Origin of the sequence: Acidisphaera sp. S103 (assembly GCF_009765975.1) — a bacterium.
GTDB lineage: Bacteria > Pseudomonadota > Alphaproteobacteria > Acetobacterales > Acetobacteraceae > Rhodopila.
In genome coordinates, this window is the sequence record NZ_LMUJ01000076.1 from 53243 (window position 1) to 70856 (window position 17614).

Genomic DNA, 17614 nt, shown 5'->3' on the forward strand with positions numbered 1-17614 from the left:
TCGCGGGCCACCGCCACAGCGTGCAGCGGGCCGGCACCACCGAATGCGACCATGGCGAAGTCGCGTGGATCGAAGCCGCGTTCGATGGTCACCCGGCGCACCGCGGTGGCCATGGTCAGCGTGGTGATCTCCAGGATGCCGGCGGCGAGCCATTCGATGCGCTGGTCCAGCCGGTGCGCCAGGCCCCCGAGGGCAGCATCGGCAAAGTCCCCGTCGAGTTTCATCGTGCCGCCAAGGAAGCGGTCGCCGTCCAGCCGCCCGAGCCAAAGATTGGCGTCGGTGACGGTCGGTTCGGTGCCGCCGCGGCCATAGCAGGCCGGTCCGGGCGCCGCGCCGGCACTGCGCGGGCCGACCTGCAGCGAGCCGAGTTCGTTCAACCCGGCGATGGACCCGCCGCCGGCGCCGACTTCCACGATGTCCAGCACGGCTGCCTGCACCGGGTAGCCGCGATCGTAGCCGCCGACCCAGTAGAGCGGCGAAACGACTGCCTCGCCATCCTCGATCAGCACCGCCTTGGCTGTGGTGCCGCCCATGTCGAACGCCACCAGGTGTTTCAGACCCAGTTGCGCGCCGATCTCGGCCGCACCGGCGGCACCCCCCACCGGGCCGGATTCCACCAGCAGCAGTGGGCGAACGCGGGTCTCATCCTCGGTCAGCACGCCGCCGTTGGAGCCCATCAGATAGAGGTTGCCGGAGAATCCGGCGTGACGAAGGCTGTCGCCGAAGCGGGCGAGGTAGTGAGCGGTGCTCGGCCCGACATAGGCGTTCAGCACTGCGGTGGAGGTGCGCTCGTATTCGCGGAACTCACGCGAGATTTCGTGCGAGGCGGACACGAAGCAGTCGAGGTGCGTGCGCAAATACGCGGCGATGCGCTGTTCGTGCACCGGATTGCGCCAGGCGTGCAGCAGGCAGATGGCGACGGCTTCCACACCGGACTCGCGCAGCTTTTCAACGAGTAAGGGCAGTGCCGCGTCGTCAAGTTCGCGCAGCACGCCGCCGCGCGCGTCCAGCCGTTCCGGGACCTCGAAGCGCAGTGCGCGGGGCACCAGCGGCTCCATGCGGTGGTAGAACAGGTTGAAGGATTCCGGGCGGTTGCCGCGCCCGATTTCCAGAATGTCGCGGAACCCCTCGGTGGTGACCAGTGCGGTGCGCGCGCCCTTGCGTTCCAGCAGGGCGTTGATCACCACCGTGGTGCCGTGACGCAGCACCTCGATGTCGGTGCCCGGGATGTTGGCCTCGGCGATACAGTCCAGCGCCCCTTGGTCGAAGTTCGGCGGCGTGGTCAGGCACTTGGCGAAGGTCAGCGCGCCGGTTTCCGGGTCCAGGGCGGCGAGGTCGGTGAAGGTGCCGCCGATGTCGATCGCGACGGTCTTCATATGACGGACTCGTCGGCGTGCAGGCCCGGAACGTGTAGGCTGGGGCTGATCATGGTGAGAATCTCGCGTTTGAGGTCGTTGAATTCGGGTGTGGTGACGTCGCGCGGGCGCTTCAGGTCGATGCGGCGGTCCAGCACAATGGTGCCGGGGCGCGGCGTCATGACGATGACGCGCTCCGCCAGGAACAGCGCTTCGTCTACGCTGTGGGTGATGAACAGGACGGTCTTGCGGGTTTCCTGCCAGAGTTCGACGAGGTTCGCCTGCAGGACCGCGCGGGTCAGGGCGTCCAGCGCGCCGAACGGTTCGTCCATCAGCATCATGGGGGAATCGATAGCCAGGATGCGGGCAATCGCCAGGCGCTGGCGCATGCCGCCGGACAGATGTTTCGGGTAGGATTGGCGGAACTGCCAGAGGCCCATGCGTTCCAGCGTCGCCTGGATGCGCGCCGGCGCCTCGGCGTTGTATTTGCCGGCGGCGCGCATGGCGAAGATCATGTTGCGTTCCACCGTCATCCACGGGAACAGCGCGTATTCCTGGAACACCATGCCACGGTCCGGGCCGGGGCCGCTGACCGGACGGTCACGCACCAGGCAGGTTCCGTCATCCTGGCGGTCGAAGCCGGCGACGATGTTGAGCAGTGTGCTCTTGCCGCAGCCGGACGGACCCATGACCGCGATGAAATCGCCTTCGTCCAGCATCAGGTTGATGTGCTTCAGCGCATGCACCGGTGCTCGGCCGTGGCGGGCGGGGAAGACCTTGGTCAACCCCGAGATGTCGAGAATGGCTGGCATGGTCAGCCCTCGATACCGCGCTGCCAGCGCAGCAGCCGGTGGCTGACCGCCGCTAGCAGCAGATCGGAGAGATAGCCGTAGAAGCCGATCAGGATCATGTAGGCCAGCATCCGGTCGGTCTGGTCGTAGTCCTGGGCGCGCATTAGCGTGTCGCCCAGGCCGGCGGGGACGGCGATCAACTCGCCCACCACCATCAGGATCCAGGCCAGGCCCAGGCTGACCCTCAGGCCGGTGAGAATGCTGGGCAATGCCGCGGCCAGCACCACGTCTCGAAATAACAGGAAACCGTGCGCCCCCAGGTTGCGGGCGGCTCGGAGGTAGATCACGTCCACCTGCTTCACCCCGGCATAGGTGTTGAGCAGCATGGGGAAGACCGTTCCGAGGACGATCAGGAAGATCGCGGGGCGGTTGCCAAGGCCGAACCACAGGATGGAAAAGCCGATCCAGGTGATGGGGGGGATCGCCCGCAGCACATGCACGGTGACCCCAAGGGCCGCGTCCACCTGACGCCAGAGCGCCATGGCCATGCCGAAGGCAACGCCAAGCACCACGCCGATGGAGAGGCCCCATACCAGGCGGTTAAGACTCGACAGCGTGTCGACCACCAGTTTGCCGGACAGCAGGTCGGCCCAGATTTCGGCGAACAAAGCGGATGGAGCGGGAAAGAAGCGCGCCGGGATGATCCCGGCCCGGACGGCGATTTCCCATAGCACCAGCAGCGCCACCGGCACGCCGATGCGCAACACCGGTACCAAGATCGCGCCCGCTGCGGCCGCCGGTTTCTGCCGCGCCGGTTCGGCCATCGTATGGCCGTCCAGGACGCGGACCTGCTCTACCATCCGACGGTGGCCTTTGCCTTTTCCAGCATCGAAAGGTCGGTGATGTCCTGGGCTTTCATCGACTTCCTGATCATGCCGTATTTGTTCTCGAGGTCGATGTAGGACTGCACCGTGGGCACGGACAACGCGACGTCCCAGCCCTGGTTCGGCAGCGTGAGTTCCCAGTCATGGGCTGTCATCGCGCCTTTCAGCGCGTCGTTGAGCGCGAAGTCCTCGGCGACCTTGGGTTCGTCGCGGAAGGTCTTCATCGCGGCGACATAGGCGGTGACGAAGCGTGACGCGGCGTCAGGATACCGGGTGAGGAAATCGTGGCTGGCGAACAGCGCGCGCGGCAGGTTCAGCAGCGGCGTGTCGTAGGGCGGCGGCATCCGGACGGCATAGCCTTGCTGTTCGGCGATCGTCGGGAACGGCTCCGGCGCGCTGCCGGCGTCGATGTCGCCGTTGCGCAGGGCGACCGGCACCGCCGGGGGAGCGTTGATGTAGAACACCTGCACATCGGACCCCGGATCCTGCGAAGAGGTCAGGCCGAATTTTGCGAATTCGGCTTTCATCACCAGTTCATGCAAGCCGCGGATGACGCCGAATTTCTTGCCCTTGAGGTCGGTGACCGTCTTGATGCCGGAATCCTTTCGCGCCATCCAGCCCAGGCCGCCATTGGTGCAGCCGGCGATGATCGTCGCGGGGGTGCCGCCGGCGATCGTGGTCACGGCCGCCTCCACACCGCCGACGCCGATGTCGGCTGCGCCGCCGGACACTGCCTGGGCGGATTGCAGGCCGGTGCGGAAGCCGGTGATCTGGACCTTGATGCCGTATTTGTCTGCCAGTTTGCTGACATAGGCGACGGGGGCGAACGGCCCGATGTCGAGATTGGCGATGCGGATGGTGGGTGTGTCCGCCCGAGCCCCGCGTCCGATGGCGAATGCACTCGCGGCGGCGGCGCCCGCCAGAATGACCTGTCGACGTTGCACGTTTTCTTCCCCCGCGTCCCGTTTTCGCGTTTGGTCTTTTTGGTGGACGTAATATGCCGGGTTGCCGGCCGGCTGTCTCATATCTACGGTTCCCGGCCCATAACCAAAGGTTATGGGAGCGGTCATGGATCTGCGGCAGTTGCGCTATTTCGCCGAGGTCGTCGAACAAGGCAGCCTGGGGAAAGCGGCGGTGCGGCTGGGCCTGTCGCAGCCGGCGTTGACCAAGAGTCTGCGCCTGCTGGAACAGGAGCTGGACGTGAAGCTGCTGGAGCGCGGCAGCACCGGTGTCTCCATCACCGCGTTCGGCAAGACGGTCTACAGCCATGCCCGGGCCGTCAGCGCGGAGCTTGAGCACACGCGCATGGAGATCGACCGGCTGCGCGGGCTGGACCAGGCCTTCGTGCAGATCGGTGCGCTGCCAAGTGTGGCCGGCAGCCTGGTGGCCAGCGCGGTGGCCGCTGCCAGCAACCGGTCTTCCCGGATTGCGGTGCGGGTCGTGGAGAAGAATCATTTCGAGTTGCTGCCGGCGCTGCGGCGTGGGGAGTTCGACTTCGTGATCGGTCTGGCCGAACAGGGTGGCGGGCGTATCGGCGAGCCGGAACCTGGCATGCGGCGACGCATCATCCTGCGCGACCAATTGTCCATCATCGTCCGAGCCGGACACACGCTCAGCACGCGGACCCAGGTGGCAGCGAAGGACCTTGTCGATTATCCTTGGGTGTTTCCGATGATCGATGCGATTCACCGGCCGATCCTGGAACAGTTTTTCCGAGCCGCTGCGGTGCCGCCGCCGTTGGCTCGTATCGAAAGCACATCGGTGCAGTTCACCAAGTCAGTGATCTTGCAAACCGATCATATTGGCGTGCTGCCGGCGCATGTCATGGCGCGGGAACTGGCGGAGGGATCGCTGGTGCGGTTGCCGGTGCAGTCCGACGCGCTGCGGCGTTCCGTGGCGATCTTCTATCGCGAGCGGCATCCGCTTTCGGCGAGTGCCCGGATACTGATCCGGTCATTGGAGCAGGCCTGTCGCAGTCGTGTTGGCGAGGCGCCTCAACGGCGGATCATGCATTCAGTCAATTGAAGCGAAGGGCCGCTTGTGGAAGCGCCGCCCCATTGATGATAAATGGGAAATGGTCTCTCGCCGAAAATGGTAGCCGCATCGGCTTTGTCGGCACCCACGCGAGACCGGATTCGAATGTGCCACGCAGCCCCGGTCGTTGTCAGATCATGCAAGAGACGCAAGAACATCCGTCCGAGGCTGCCGGTCAGGCGCAAGGCCCCCGACCCGTCCTGATCTACGACGGTGACTGCGGATTCTGCGGCTATTGGGCCCGCTACTGGCAGAAACTCACCCACGATCAGGTCGAGTACCGGACGTACCAGCAGGCAGGTGCAGACTATCCCACGATCCCAACCAGTGATTTTCAGCGCGCGGTCCAGTACATCACGCCCGACGGCCATCGCGCCAGCGCCGCCGAAGCCAGCTTCCTGACCTTGAGCCATGCACGAAACAACCGGATCTGGCTCAGGCTTTACCGGAGTCTGCCCGGGTTCGCGCCCATCTCCGAGACGGCCTACCGATTCATCGCCGCCCACCGTTCGGCATGCTACCGCGTCAGTCTCCTGCTGTGGGGAAAGCAACACGAACCGCCACGCTACGACCTCACCGCCGCCTTCTTCCTCCGCCTGCTCGGCCTGATTTACCTGTCGGCGTTCGTTTCCTTCGGCGTGCAGGCGCAAGGGCTGATTGGCAGCCACGGGATTCTTCCGCTGACCGATTGGGTCGACGCCGTCGCCGGAGAACTCGGCACCCAGCGCTTCTGGCTGGTGCCGATGGTGTTCTGGTGGAACAGCAGCGATCTCGCCATCCTGGCGGTCTGCTGGGCGGGAGCCGTATTTTCGCTGCTCCTGGCGTTCAATGTCGTGCCGCGTATCAGCCTGCTGGTGCTCTATGGGCTGTACCTCTCGCTGTTTTATGCCGGCCAGGTCTTCATGACCTTTCAGTGGGACACGTTCCTGCTGGAAACCGGCTTCACGGCCCTGCTGATGAGCTTCGCCAGAGTGCCGGGAGTCTGGCTGCTGCGCTGGCTGCTGTTCCGCTTCATGTTCATGTCCGGCGTCGTCAAGCTGTCGAGCGGTGATCCCAACTGGTGGAACCTGTCGGCGCTAACCTATCACTTCGTGACTCAACCGCTGCCCACGCCGCTCGCCTGGTACGCCGCGCAATTGCCGTCTGGCGTGCTGAAATTCGCCGTCGGCTGCATGCTTTTCATCGAACTTTGCCTGCCGTTCCTGATCTTCTGCCCACGGAGGCTGCGGTTCTGCGCCGCCATCGGCATGCTGCTGCTGGAGACCTGCATTCTCCTCACCGGGAACTACAATTGGTTCAATCTCCAAACCATGCTGCTGTGCCTGATATTGTTCGATGACGCGGCATTACGAAACACGGCACTCCGGCGCTTGCCGTCCCCTCGAGAAATCCGGCCACCGCGAACGCTGAACGCTGTCGCTATCAACGCCCTGGGAATACTCATCGTCATCTGCAGCCTGGTGCAGATGGATCAGCGCTTCGGCGGCGATCCGCCCGCCGTGGCGCAAGCCGTCAACCGTGTGATCGAGCCGCTGCACATTGCCAACGCCTACGGCCTGTTCGCCGTGATGACCACGGAGCGTGATGAGATCATCGTTCAGGGTTCGTATGATGGCATCGACTGGCGTGACTACGAATTCCGCTACAAGCCCGGCGATGTCACTCGCCCACCGTCCTGGAACATCCCGCACCAGCCGCGCCTGGACTGGCAGATGTGGTTCGCCGCGCTCGACGATCCACAGCATTTGCCATGGTTCTCGCATTTCCTCCAACGGTTGCTGGAGAACGAACCCTCGGTGCTTGCGCTGCTGAAAACGAACCCTTTCCCCAATAAACAGCCGTTGTATGTGCGCGCGCAGTTCTATGAATACCGCTTCGCCGACAGTCAGGAACACGCAAAAGGCCAGTTCTGGCAACGGCGATTGCTGGGGCTGTATTTCCCCGTGTCACACCTTAGCAACAACTGACCTTGCCTCGGTCCATGCAGCGGCGGCAGGTCAAACGAACATCTAGGCCGCCGGCTCCAGGAAGGCGGTATCGCAAGCCGTGATCGGCTGCTCCACGGCTCGCGGCCGCGGTCGGATCGCCGCCATCCGGGGCCCGGCCAAACGCCGGTACAGCGCCTCATACTCTGCCGCCGCGCCCGACCAACTGAAGCACCGCGCCATCGCCGCGCGCCGCATATCCGCCAGTTGCCCTTCGTCCCCATAAACGTCGAATGCCCGGTGGCACGCCGCTACCAGCCCGCCGGAAGACAGCGTGGAGAACAGAAATCCCGTGGCTCCGTCATCGATCGTGTCGGCCAACCCGCCGGTGGCATGGGCGATCGGCAGCGCGCCATAACGCTGTGCCTGCATCTGGGTCAGACCGCACGGCTCGAAGCGCGACGGCATCAAGGTGAAGTCGCTGCCGGCCACGATCCGCCGAGCCATCGGCTCGTTGAAGCCGATCAGCACGCCGATATCGTCGCGATGCCGTCGCGACGTGCGGCTCAGCATGTGTTCGATTTCCGGATCGCCCAGCCCCAGGATGGCGATCTGGCCGCCATTTTCGACGATGTCGTTGGCGGCCTCGGCGACGAAGTCCAGGCCCTTCTGGTGCACCATGCGCGACACGATGCCGAACAGCGGTCCCACCGAGGGCCGCAGGCACAGCCCGGTGCGCACCGCGTCAGCGTTTGCCTGCTTGCCGTTCAGGTCAACGGGGTCGAAATGATGCGGCAGATGCGGGTCGCTGCCCGGGTCCCAGCTTTCGTCGATCCCGTTGACGATTCCCGACAACTGCCCGGCCGCGGCGCGCGTGCGCATCAGCCCGTGCAATCCGGCACCCTGGCTTTCTGTGGTGATCTCCGTCGCATGGGTCGGGCTGACGGTGGTGACATGGCTGGCGTAGAAGCCGCCGGCCTTCAGGAACGACACACGGCCATGGAACTCGACGCCGTGCATGCCGAAGGCGGCGTCAGGGATGCCCAGGCCGTGGCGTTGGCCGGCGTCGAAATTGCCCTGATACGCAATGTTATGAATGGTCAGGATCGAGGGCACATCGGTGCCGTCCCAGCGCATATAGGCCGGCACCAGGCCGCCCGGCCAGTCGTTGGCATGCACGATGTCCGGTGTCCACGCCAATCCGCCCCGCCCCGCCGCGATGTCCGCCGCTGCCAGCGACAGGCGCGCGAACCGCAGGTGGTTGTCCGGCCAGTCGGCACCCTCCGGCGTGCAGTATGGGGTGCCGCGGCGATCGAACAGCGATGGCGCGGCGACCAGGTACAGGATCGTGCCGTCGGCCAGCCGAGCTTCGCCCAGACGGGCAGGGGGGATGCCGGCGCGGCCTGGCAGGGTGCCGAACCAGTCGATATCGGGAAGTTTGGCGATAACCTCCCGATATGCCGGCATCAGGACCCGGATATCGATGCCCCGCCGGCGCAAGGCCAGGGGCAGGCCGGCCGACACCTCGCCCAACCCGCCGGCCTTCGCGAGGCCAGCGACTTCGCTGGTGACGAAAAGTGCTTTGATTGCCGACACCAGACCCCGACCTTCAGGACCCGGACGGTCCATTCGCGTGCAATCGATCGTGGCTTATGGCGTCAGCAATTATCCCCGACATCACACAAGCCGCACCGCCAAGGATCGGGCGTGTTTCCTGGACCGCCAACGCAAACTTCTGTTATCGAGTCCGAATTGTCCAAACGGTAACAATCCAAACCGGCTGGACACGGAATCGCGATCACATATCTTCAATATATTGTGTTTACAAAACGGGTTGTTCCGAATTTTCCTCGTTTGTAACGGTAATCCATACGGTAGAATCACTTGCCTCGGCCGGCTGGGGACCGGAAGGCTTTCTGTCATGCAATCGGGACAGTTTGGGCTGAACCGAACCAAATATCGACGCGGTAAAATGACGGTCATCACACCCGTTTCCGGTTGCCGAAAACCGCGTGAATCGTGCCCACATGTCGAATGGCGCAGTGCCCTGGTGCCCCGGGTGGAATGGAATATAGTCGCCAGGCGTCACTTGGGTCAGCCGGTGATGTTCACCGATATCGAGAATGGCATGCCCCTGGTAAAAACCTCAAAGATATCGCCTACCGGCGGAAAGCAGCCGGCTCCGGCCGGGTCTCCACGGCTCGTGACACCCAACGGCGGCAAAACACGATCCTCCGCGGCAACCCGGGATGACAAGATCGCCGAACGCGTCGCCGCGGCAACAGAAGAGCTGGCCAGCGGTCTCGCCGAGGCCTCTGCTGCTGCGGAAGAGTTGCGCCGGTCGATGGAACAGATCGCCAGCGGCGCGGAAGAGGCGGCTGGTGGCGCGCAGGAGCAATCGGCCGCCATCAAAAGTATCGTCGGAAACCTCGGCACCGCGCGCGCGCAGGCGGATACGGCACGCAAGGGCACCGACACCGTCCGCAGCGCCCTGGGTGAGGCCGTCGGCCAGATCACGGCGTCGGTGCGGGCGATCGAACGCAACGCCGAACGCCAGGAAGCCTCCATTCAGATCATTGGTGAGCTGGAGCGACGCGCCCAGGACATCAGCGAAATCACCCAAACGGTTGGCCGCATGTCCGATCAGACCAATCTGCTCGCGCTCAATGCCGCTATCGAAGCGGCGCGGGCCGGCGATCACGGTCGTGGCTTCGCCGTCGTCGCCGATGAGGTGCGGGCGCTGGCAGAAACGTCGGAACAGAGCGCCAAAGACGTTCAAGGTCTCGCCGAATCCGTTCAAGGCGACGTGAGGGGGGTGGTCGCGGCCATTCGGCTTGCCGCGGAAACCGCCGTCACCGAGGCGCGCTCCGGCATCGCCGCGGTTGAAACGCTGAATGCTGTGCGGGATGAGATGGCCCGCCTTGCCCAAGGCAGCGACGACATCCTGACCGCCGTGCTGGAAGCGGAACGTGCGGCAACGGAAGCCCAGCGCGGTGCGGAGCAAGTGGCGAGCGCAGCAGAAGAGCAGGCAGCGGCGGCCAGCGAAGCGCGGGCGGCGATCCAGCAGCAGGCGCAGTCGCTGGAGCAGGGGCAGGTGGCGGCACATGCCCTGGCGGCCCTGGCCGCCGACCTGGGAATCGAAGCCGCCGAAACGTCGGCCGCGGAACAAATCGCCAGCATGTCCGAGGAACTGTCGGCGACGATCCAGGAACTGTCCAGCGCCGCGACGCAAATCATGGCCGCGGTGGAGCAGATCGGTCGCGGGTCCCGGCAACAGGCCGTCAGCACCCATGAGGCCTCGGCGGCCATGACCCAGATCGAGGCCAGTGCCACCCTGGCGCAAGGACGAGCGACCGCGGCGGAACAGCGGATCCACGAAATGGAGGCCTCGTTCAAGGCCGGCCGCACCACCGTCGAACGCCTGATGCAAGGTGTGACCGCGACCGCGGACAGCACCCGGGCCAGCATTACGATCATCGGCAAACTGGAAGTGACCGGACGGCGGATCGAGAAGATCGTCGACGCCATCGCACTGGTCGCGGTGCAGACGACCATGTTGGCGGTCAGCGGTTCGGTGGAAGCGGCCAGGGCCGGCGCGGCGGGGCGCGGATTCGCCCTGGTATCGGCGGATATTCGCGGTCTGGCGCGGGAATCCGCGACCAGCGTGGATCGGGTGAAGGACACCGTGCGCGGGATTCTCGATCAGATCGCGTCGCTCCGGCGCGAGTGCGAGCAAATGGTCATGAGCACCGAGTCCGAAATCCAGAACAACCGGGTGATTTTCGCCGCATTGGACAAGCTCGCCGGCGACGTTCGCGCGATGGGTGCCGCCAATACCGCGATCCTGCACGGTGCCAACGCAATCATGGAATCGGCGGCCCAGTCGGTGGCCGGCGCTCGGCAGATCGCGGCGGCGGCCGAGGAAGCCAGTGCGGCCGGCCAGCAGGCAGCCACCGCATCGTCGCAGCAGGCACGGGGCGCGGAAGACCTCGCCGCGGCGGTCGAGGAGATCGCCTCGCTTGCCGAAGAACTGAAGCGCCGGGATGGCTGACCCAGCACAGTCCGCTGCCGGATCGGACGACGGCCAGCAGCGCTTCCTGACATTCCGGTGCGAAACGACCCTCTACGCCCTGCCGGTGGAGGAGGTGGCAGAGGTCGTCCGCACGCCGCTCTATGCACGCGTCCCCCACAGTCCACGCGGCCTGCTCGGGATCGCCAACCTGCGGGGTTCGGTATTGCCGGTGGCGAGCCTGGGCGGCCTGCTGGGCCTGGGAACCGGGGAGATCGGCCACGCCTCCCGCACGATCGTGCTCAGTGGCTCCGTGCCCGTGGCATTCGTCGTGGACTCGGTGGATGCCCTGGTGTCGATCGGCACGCAGCATGTGGAAACGACGCAGGCGACGATCGCGGCCGAACCGGGGGAGCGGCTGCGCGGCGCTTTCCACACCGGCACCGACCGGACCGTGGCCAAGATCCTGGACATCCAGGGCCTGCTGGCGACAGCGTTCGCGCCGAGGGCGCATCCGGCAGGCCATGCGCCCATGGCTACCAGGCAAGACGCCAGACACGACATCGCGAACGCGGCCGCCGATTTCCACAAGCTGGTAAGCTTTGAGGTCGCCGGCCAGGACTATGCCCTGGACCTGGACGCCGTCCTGGAAATCGTCACGGTGCCCGCCGGACGCGTCATCGTTCCCGGCAGCGAGTCCCTGGCGCTGGGTGTGACACGCTATCGCGACACGTTGCTGCCGCTGTTCTCCCTGCGTGGGTTGCTGGGGCTTCCGGCGGCGCAGGCATGGCAGGACACGGCAAAGATCGTCGTCGTCATGGTTCGCGGGGCACTTGTCGGCCTTGTGGTCGACCGGATGCGCGCGATCATGCCGGCCGACCCGGACCTGATCGAGCCGACACCGTCGGCCCTCGCGGCACGCATCGGCGGTGAGGCGCGCATACGCGCCATCTACCGGGGTTCGGCGGGACAGCAGCTGGTCTCGATCCTGGCGCCCGACATGCTGTTCCGGGGGGAAATCATGGAGCGTCTGATGCAAGGCCGCGACGCGGACCAGGTCGGCGGCGGTGCGGAGAAACACCGCGCGGATGAAGCGGTGACATTCCTGATCTTCCGTCTCGGCGGTGACGAGTTCGGTTTGCCGATCGGCGTCGTCGACGAAGTCACGCGGATGCCCACGCAGATCACCAAAGTGCCGAATACGCCGGCATTCCTGGAAGGTGTGTTCAATCTGCGCGGCCAGGTGGTTCCCGTCGTCGACCAACGCCTGCGCTTCGGCATGGCGCCGTTGCAGGATGGATCGCGCCGCCGCCTTGTCGTGGTCCGGACGGCGCATCATCGGGCGGGGCTGATCGTGGACGGCGTTACCGAGGTCATGCGGACCGACACCGATGCGATCGCGGACGCGCCGAACCTGACCGGGGAGGCGACCCGGCTGGTGAATGGCATCGTCAACCTGGAACAGGCCGGCCGGATCGTGCTGATCCTTGATCCCGCCGAACTGCTGACGCGTGCGGAACAAGGGCTGCTCGACGCGTTCCAGGTCGAGACCGAACAGGCGGGTTTGTGACCAAGCTGCTGGTGATCGATGACTCGGCCCTGGTGCGCAAGCTGATCGGGCAGGTCTTCGCGGCGGAGGCCGATTTCGAGGTGCATTTCGCCCGTGACGGCCTCGAGGCTCTGGAGCAACTCAGAAGCGTCAAACCCGATGTGGTGACGCTCGACCTTCACATGCCGCAAATGGATGGCCTGGCCTGCCTTGACCGCATCATGGTGGAGCGTCCCACGCCTGTGGTGATCGTGGCATCCTTGATGGCCGATGACGTCGACGCGACGCTGGAGGCGTTTCGCCTGGGCGCGGTCGACTCCGTGCCCAAGCCGAACGGACCCGTGTCGCTGCATATGACGGAATGGGGCCCCGACCTGGTCGCGAAAGTCCGTGGCGCGGCCAGCGCCAAGCTGCGGTCCAGCCTGCGGCTGCGGGATCGGGTGCGCCATCAGGTGGGCGGAAGTCCGCCACCGCGCACTGTCGCGCGTCTGCCGCGGGCGAACAGGCCGTCTTCCACACCAGCGGAAGGTGAGGGCCTTGTGCTGGTGGGGACCTCGACCGGGGGACCGCCGGCTTTGGAAGCGCTGGTGACCCGCTTGCCGTCTGATTTTCCCTGGCCGGTGCTGATCGCGCAGCATATGCCGAGAAATTTTACCGGTCCGCTCGCCCGCCGTCTGGACGGTATTTCTCCGCTCAACGTCTCCGAACTGACGCGGCCCACACGTCCGGTGCCTGGACATGTGTATATCGGACAGGGCGGACTTGATCTTGTCGTGACCCGCCGGACCTCGGGTCTTGTGGCAACGGTCGTAGCACCCAAGGTTGGCTACCCTTGGCATCCCAGTATGGATCGCCTGGTAAGGACCGCGATGGAACACTTGCCGCCCGACCGGCTGATCGGCGTCTTGATGACCGGGATGGGCAACGATGGCGCCGACGCTCTGACATTGTTGCACGAACGCGGCGGCAGGACGATCGCGGAAGCCGAGGAGACAGCGGTGATCTGGGGCATGCCGGGGGAACTGGTGAAAGCAGGCGGCGCCGACTGGGTCGTACCGCTTCCGGGCATCGCCGACCGGCTTTTACGTTTGGTGAGCTAGCATGCCGCTGATCCGGAGAGGTGCGCCCGAAGCGCCAGCGAACGTGAAGGACGATCGCGACAGCTTCGCGCTGCTGACCGGCGGCACCGACGGCGAGAGATGGGGCGCGGCCCGTGCGGCTGCCACCCTGCCTGGCGGTGTCGAGGCGCTGGGCGCGGCGCTGCGCAGCGAAACCGACGCACGCGTGCGGACCGCGATACTGACCAGCCTGACCCGCGTCGCGACCCCCGCCAGTGTGGACGCCGTACTGCCCTGTCTTCGGGCGGACGATGCCGATACGCGAACGGGCGCGCTCGACGCGTTGCGGGCCATGCCCCGCGCGGTGCTGCCCCGGCTTCCGGATCTGTTGAGCGACGCCGACACGGACGTGCGCATCCTGAGCTGCGAGATCGCACGCTGCCTGGCGCCGGCCGAAGCAACCTCCCTGCTGTGCGACCTGTTGGACCGCGAAACCGACGCCAATGTCTGCGCCGCCGCGATCGACGTGCTGGCGGAGATCGGCCAGGCCGGGGCCGAACCGGCACTGCGGCGCTGCGCCAAGCGCTTTCCGCAACAGCCCTTCATCGGATTTGCCGTCAAAGTGGCGCTGCAGCGCGTGAGCGTCCAGGCCGACGATGCCGGCTGACGTCCCCCCGGTAACCGGGGAAGAGTTCCGCGTCCTTTGTGAATTCCTCTACCGCCGTACCGGCATGGTTTTCACCGAGGCAAAGCGGTACTATGTACAGCGCCGCGTGACCGAACGCCTGCAGGCCACGGGATTCACCTCCTACGCCCATTATTTTGCTCGTCTTCGCGCCGATAGCGGCGACGAAATCGAACAGCTTATCAATGCTTTCACTGTCAATGAAACCTATTTCTACCGCGAGGAGCACCAGTTGCGGTGCCTGACCTCGGATCTGTTGCGCGAACGGATACGGACGAAACCGCGCGGCCGGCCGATCCGCATATGGTCGGTTCCCTGCTCGACAGGCGAGGAACCCTACTCCATCGCCATATGGCTGCTTGAAAACTGGCCGGAGGTGGATGCTTACGACATCGATATCGTGGGATCGGATATCGATACCCAGGTGCTGGATGCCGCCCGCGCCGGTGTGTTCGGCAAGCGCGCGCTGATGCACTTGCCGCCCCGCCTGGTCAACCAATACCTGGAACCACTGGATGGAGAGCAATGGCGGATCGTGGAAGACCTGCGGCAGTCCGTCAGCTTTTCCACGGTCAACCTTGTCGAAATGGCCGAAACCCGGGCGCATGGGCGCTTCGATGTCATTTTCTGCCGGAACGTCCTGATCTACTTCGACGATGCCTCGCGCCGGCTGGCGGCCGAAAACCTGTATGAAAACCTGGAACCCGGCGGTTTCATATGCCTCGGCCATGCCGAATCCATGAGCCGCATTTCGCCGCTGTTCGACGTGTGTCGTTATGCTGACGCCATTGTCTATCAGCGGCCGATGGAGGGCGCCCGTGGCTGAGGACCAGAAGAAGCGCGTTTTGCTCGTCGAGGATGCCGGCCTTGTGCGAATGTACTACCGTGAAGCGCTGCAGGGCGCGGGTTTCGACGTGGATGAAGCCCTGAACGGGATCGAGGCGTTGGAGAAGCTATTGACCGCTCCGGTTGACCTTCTGATCGTCGATGTGAACATGCCGCAAATGGACGGCTTGACGTTCATAAGGACTTTGCGGCGCCAGACGCCCGCGATCGCATCGATCCCGGTCCTGATCACCAGCACGGAATCCAGTCCGCAGGATATCCACGCCGCTCGTATCGCCGGCGCCAACTTCTATCTCACCAAACCGGTCGGTCAGGAACAGTTGGTCCTGCACGCGCGTATCTTAAGCGGCTGCGTCGCTTGAACCCGTTCATTGAACAGTTTCTGATCGAAGGGCGCGAACTGGTCGAGCAGGCGGTGGCCGACCTGCTGGCGCTGGAGACGCATCCCGGTGAGGCCACCCATCTGGATGGCGTATTCCGAGCGGTCCATACGCTGAAGGGATCGGCCGGGATCGTCGATTTCGCGGCCATGGCGCGCGGCCTGCATGCCGCGGAAGACACGTTGTCGGCCGTTCGCGCCCGAATCCGATCGCTGACGCCGGACCTGATCGGCGATTGCCTGTCCGCGCTCGATCAGGTGGTGCGATGGCTCGACGCCATCGAGGCATCCGGCGGTGAGCTTCCGGACGATGCGGATCCGGACGCGGATGCCATGGTGGCCCGGTTCGACCGCGCACCGGCAGCCTCGGCGTCGATACCGCGTCCCGTCGCCGATAGGGGTGCGGTCGACCAGGTCACCCCTGATCTGACCGCGCTTTGCCGCGAAATCCTTAAGGCGCAGCAGCTCATGCTCGATGCCTCGGAGCCGCGTGGCTTTCCCGGCCATCTCGCCTCCGCCGGCCGTGTCGTGGCGAATGTGCTGCGCCATATCGGCCGGCCGGTCGCAACGGGCGAAGCACTGGCGGGCGTGGAGGCGGCGGGTGATCCGGCGCCGCTGATCGCCACCATCCGGACCATTCTTGCTGGAACCTGGACCACCCCCGGTTCGGATGTCGGCCCCGATCTCATGGACAGCACAGGGCCGGCCCAAGAGGTAGGGGCCCGCGCCTTGCGGGTGGATGTGGAGCGGATCGATACCCTGGTCCGGCTGGCGGGCGAACTGACGACCGTCAAAAGTGCCATCGGCCTGCTCTGCGGATTGGCCGAATCCGGCGCCGATCCGGCGGAACTGGCGGCTCGCCTGAAAGCCCAGCACGGTCAGCTCGATCGCCTGGCCACCGATCTGCGGCACGCCGTTCTCCGCATCCGGGTATTGCCCTTGCGGGAGGTCTTCCAGCGCTTTCCCCGGGTCGTGCGCGACCTGGGCAGCAATCTCGGCAAGCCGATCCAGTTGCTGACCGAAGGCGACGACACCGAAGCGGACAAGGAGATCGTGGAAAACCTGTTCGAGCCGTTGCTGCATGTGCTGCGGAACGCCGCCGATCATGGGCTGGAAGACGCGGACGCACGGGTTTCCGCCGGAAAACCCGTTCCAGGCACGATCCGGCTGCGGGCGGCCCGCGTCGGCGAGCAGGTGATCGTCGAAATCGAGGATGATGGCCGCGGCATCGACGTGTCGCGAATCCGAGCGCTCGCCGAGGAACGCGGGGTTGCGAGTGCCGGGGTGCTGGCCGCGATGAATGACGCGGAAATCGTCGACCTGATCTTCACCCCCGGCTTCTCGACAGCGGCGCGGGTCACCACCGTGTCGGGCCGGGGCGTCGGGATGGATGCGGTGCGGACCGCGGTTGGGCGTCTCGGCGGGTCGGTCGGTGTTGAAAGCCGCATGGGGCAGGGCACCACGGTCCGCTTCGTCCTGCCGTTCACTTTGTTAATCACCCGGATCATCACCGTGCAGGCCGGGGGTCAAATGTTCGGCATTCCCCTGGACTGCGTGATCGAGACGGTGCAGATCGGCAAAGGACAAATCATGCCGGTCGGGGCCGCGCACGCCTTTGCCTTGCGGAAGCAAATCGTTCCATTGTTCGATCTGGCCGCCGTCGCCGGAATCGAACGCGGACGCCCTTCCGCCGCTGAAACCGTTGTCGTGGTGATAGCGATGGGTGGCGACCTCGTGGGTTTGGCTGTGGACAGATTGGGTGAGCGGATCGATGCGATGCTCAAGCCGATGGATGGACTGTTGTCGGGTACGGCGGGGATCGCCGGCACCACCCTGCTTGGCGACGGCCGAGTACTGATTGTGCTGGACGTAGAGGAATTGCTTCGGTGACGGCCCAGCTTCTGGACGAGGCGGCGATCGCGCTGAAAGAAATTGACCTGATCGAAGATGCGGAATGTCTGCCACGTCACCTGCTCGATTATCCCGGCACATCGCGTAACATTTTCTTGACCATGCTCGCTGCGCCCCCGATAGACGATGGAGAGTCTGTTCGCCGCTCCCGGTCCGGCGCATAGATGATGGGTAAAGCGTCGATATTA

General features: G+C 65.1%; 15 protein-coding genes. 10 read left to right on the forward strand and 5 right to left on the reverse strand.

The annotated features are described in order from the left end of the window. The 4 genes from GSQ89_RS26200 to GSQ89_RS26215 form a co-directional block, all read right to left on the reverse strand. Positions 1-1376: hydantoinase/oxoprolinase family protein (locus GSQ89_RS26200; RefSeq protein WP_158930818.1), on the reverse strand; the 1376-nt coding region annotated here is incomplete at its 3' end. Further along, on the reverse strand, positions 1373-2167 hold the full coding sequence (locus tag GSQ89_RS26205; RefSeq protein ID WP_158930820.1) for an ABC transporter ATP-binding protein: 795 nt from the start codon (positions 2165-2167) through the stop codon (positions 1373-1375). The genes GSQ89_RS26205 and GSQ89_RS26200, both read right to left, overlap by 4 nt. 2 nt (positions 2168-2169) lie before the next feature. Further along, on the reverse strand, positions 2170-3006 hold the full coding sequence (locus tag GSQ89_RS26210) for an ABC transporter permease (protein ID WP_158930822.1): 837 nt from the start codon (positions 3004-3006) through the stop codon (positions 2170-2172). After that, complete coding sequence (locus GSQ89_RS26215; protein WP_158930825.1) at positions 3000-3974, reverse strand: ABC transporter substrate-binding protein; 975 nt, start codon at positions 3972-3974, stop codon at positions 3000-3002. The genes GSQ89_RS26210 and GSQ89_RS26215 overlap by 7 nt, the downstream gene beginning before the upstream one ends. A 124-nt stretch (positions 3975-4098) precedes the next feature. On the opposite strand from GSQ89_RS26215, the gene GSQ89_RS26220 reads away from it, so the two are divergent. Then, a complete protein-coding gene (locus tag GSQ89_RS26220) occupies positions 4099-5055 on the forward strand; it encodes a LysR substrate-binding domain-containing protein (protein ID WP_158930827.1) in 957 nt (318 codons plus the stop codon). A gap of 146 nt (positions 5056-5201) precedes the next feature. Then, positions 5202-7031, forward strand: coding sequence for a lipase maturation factor family protein (locus GSQ89_RS26225; RefSeq protein ID WP_158930829.1), 1830 nt, complete (start codon positions 5202-5204; stop codon positions 7029-7031). 42 nt (positions 7032-7073) lie between these two features. Here GSQ89_RS26225 and glgA read toward each other — a convergent pair whose 3' ends face one another. Next, positions 7074-8585: a glycogen synthase GlgA gene (gene glgA, locus GSQ89_RS26230; protein ID WP_216856403.1), complete on the reverse strand. Its 1512-nt coding sequence runs from the start codon at positions 8583-8585 to the stop codon at positions 7074-7076. A 532-nt stretch (positions 8586-9117) separates the two neighbouring features. Here glgA and GSQ89_RS26235 point away from each other — a divergent pair. From GSQ89_RS26235 to GSQ89_RS26270, 8 genes are read left to right on the forward strand one after another with little or no spacing between them, the layout of a single operon-like run. Further along, positions 9118-11040: a methyl-accepting chemotaxis protein gene (locus GSQ89_RS26235; protein ID WP_158930832.1), complete on the forward strand. Its 1923-nt coding sequence runs from the start codon at positions 9118-9120 to the stop codon at positions 11038-11040. Further along, the gene (locus GSQ89_RS26240; protein ID WP_158930834.1) at positions 11033-12568 is read left to right on the forward strand and encodes a chemotaxis protein CheW; all 1536 of its coding nucleotides are present in this window, start codon (positions 11033-11035) and stop codon (positions 12566-12568) included. The genes GSQ89_RS26235 and GSQ89_RS26240 overlap by 8 nt, the downstream gene beginning before the upstream one ends. Next, the gene (gene cheB / locus GSQ89_RS26245; protein WP_158930836.1) at positions 12565-13647 is read left to right on the forward strand and encodes a chemotaxis-specific protein-glutamate methyltransferase CheB; all 1083 of its coding nucleotides are present in this window, start codon (positions 12565-12567) and stop codon (positions 13645-13647) included. The genes GSQ89_RS26240 and cheB overlap by 4 nt, the downstream gene beginning before the upstream one ends. 1 nt (position 13648) lies before the next feature. After that, a complete protein-coding gene (locus GSQ89_RS26250; RefSeq protein WP_158930838.1) occupies positions 13649-14272 on the forward strand; it encodes a HEAT repeat domain-containing protein in 624 nt (207 codons plus the stop codon). Further along, positions 14262-15116 (forward strand): protein-glutamate O-methyltransferase CheR, encoded by an 855-nt coding sequence (locus GSQ89_RS26255; protein ID WP_158930840.1) that lies wholly within the window; start codon positions 14262-14264, stop codon positions 15114-15116. The genes GSQ89_RS26250 and GSQ89_RS26255 overlap by 11 nt, the downstream gene beginning before the upstream one ends. Continuing rightward, the gene (locus tag GSQ89_RS26260; protein ID WP_158930842.1) at positions 15109-15498 is read left to right on the forward strand and encodes a response regulator; all 390 of its coding nucleotides are present in this window, start codon (positions 15109-15111) and stop codon (positions 15496-15498) included. Before GSQ89_RS26255 ends, GSQ89_RS26260 begins: the two co-directional genes overlap by 8 nt. Beyond that, entirely contained in the window at positions 15495-17405 is a 1911-nt protein-coding gene (locus GSQ89_RS26265; RefSeq protein WP_216856404.1) for a chemotaxis protein CheA, read from the forward strand. Before GSQ89_RS26260 ends, GSQ89_RS26265 begins: the two co-directional genes overlap by 4 nt. Beyond that, complete coding sequence (locus tag GSQ89_RS26270; protein ID WP_158930844.1) at positions 17402-17590, forward strand: hypothetical protein; 189 nt, start codon at positions 17402-17404, stop codon at positions 17588-17590. Before GSQ89_RS26265 ends, GSQ89_RS26270 begins: the two co-directional genes overlap by 4 nt. The last annotated feature ends 24 nt before the right edge of the window (positions 17591-17614 follow it).

Excerpts from the sequence above, each read along its gene's own strand:
- GSQ89_RS26205 (WP_158930820.1), bottom strand. The coding sequence starts at position 2,167 with ATGCCAGCCATTCTCGACATCTCGGGGTTGACCAAGGTCTTCCCCGCC.
- GSQ89_RS26210 (WP_158930822.1), bottom strand. The coding sequence starts at position 3,006 with ATGGTAGAGCAGGTCCGCGTCCTGGACGGCCATACGATGGCCGAACCG.
- GSQ89_RS26220 (WP_158930827.1), top strand. The coding sequence starts at position 4,099 with ATGGATCTGCGGCAGTTGCGCTATTTCGCCGAGGTCGTCGAACAAGGC.
- GSQ89_RS26225 (WP_158930829.1), top strand. The coding sequence starts at position 5,202 with ATGCAAGAGACGCAAGAACATCCGTCCGAGGCTGCCGGTCAGGCGCAA.
- GSQ89_RS26235 (WP_158930832.1), top strand. The coding sequence starts at position 9,118 with ATGCCCCTGGTAAAAACCTCAAAGATATCGCCTACCGGCGGAAAGCAG.
- GSQ89_RS26240 (WP_158930834.1), top strand. The coding sequence starts at position 11,033 with ATGGCTGACCCAGCACAGTCCGCTGCCGGATCGGACGACGGCCAGCAG.
- GSQ89_RS26250 (WP_158930838.1), top strand. The coding sequence starts at position 13,649 with ATGCCGCTGATCCGGAGAGGTGCGCCCGAAGCGCCAGCGAACGTGAAG.
- GSQ89_RS26255 (WP_158930840.1), top strand. The coding sequence starts at position 14,262 with ATGCCGGCTGACGTCCCCCCGGTAACCGGGGAAGAGTTCCGCGTCCTT.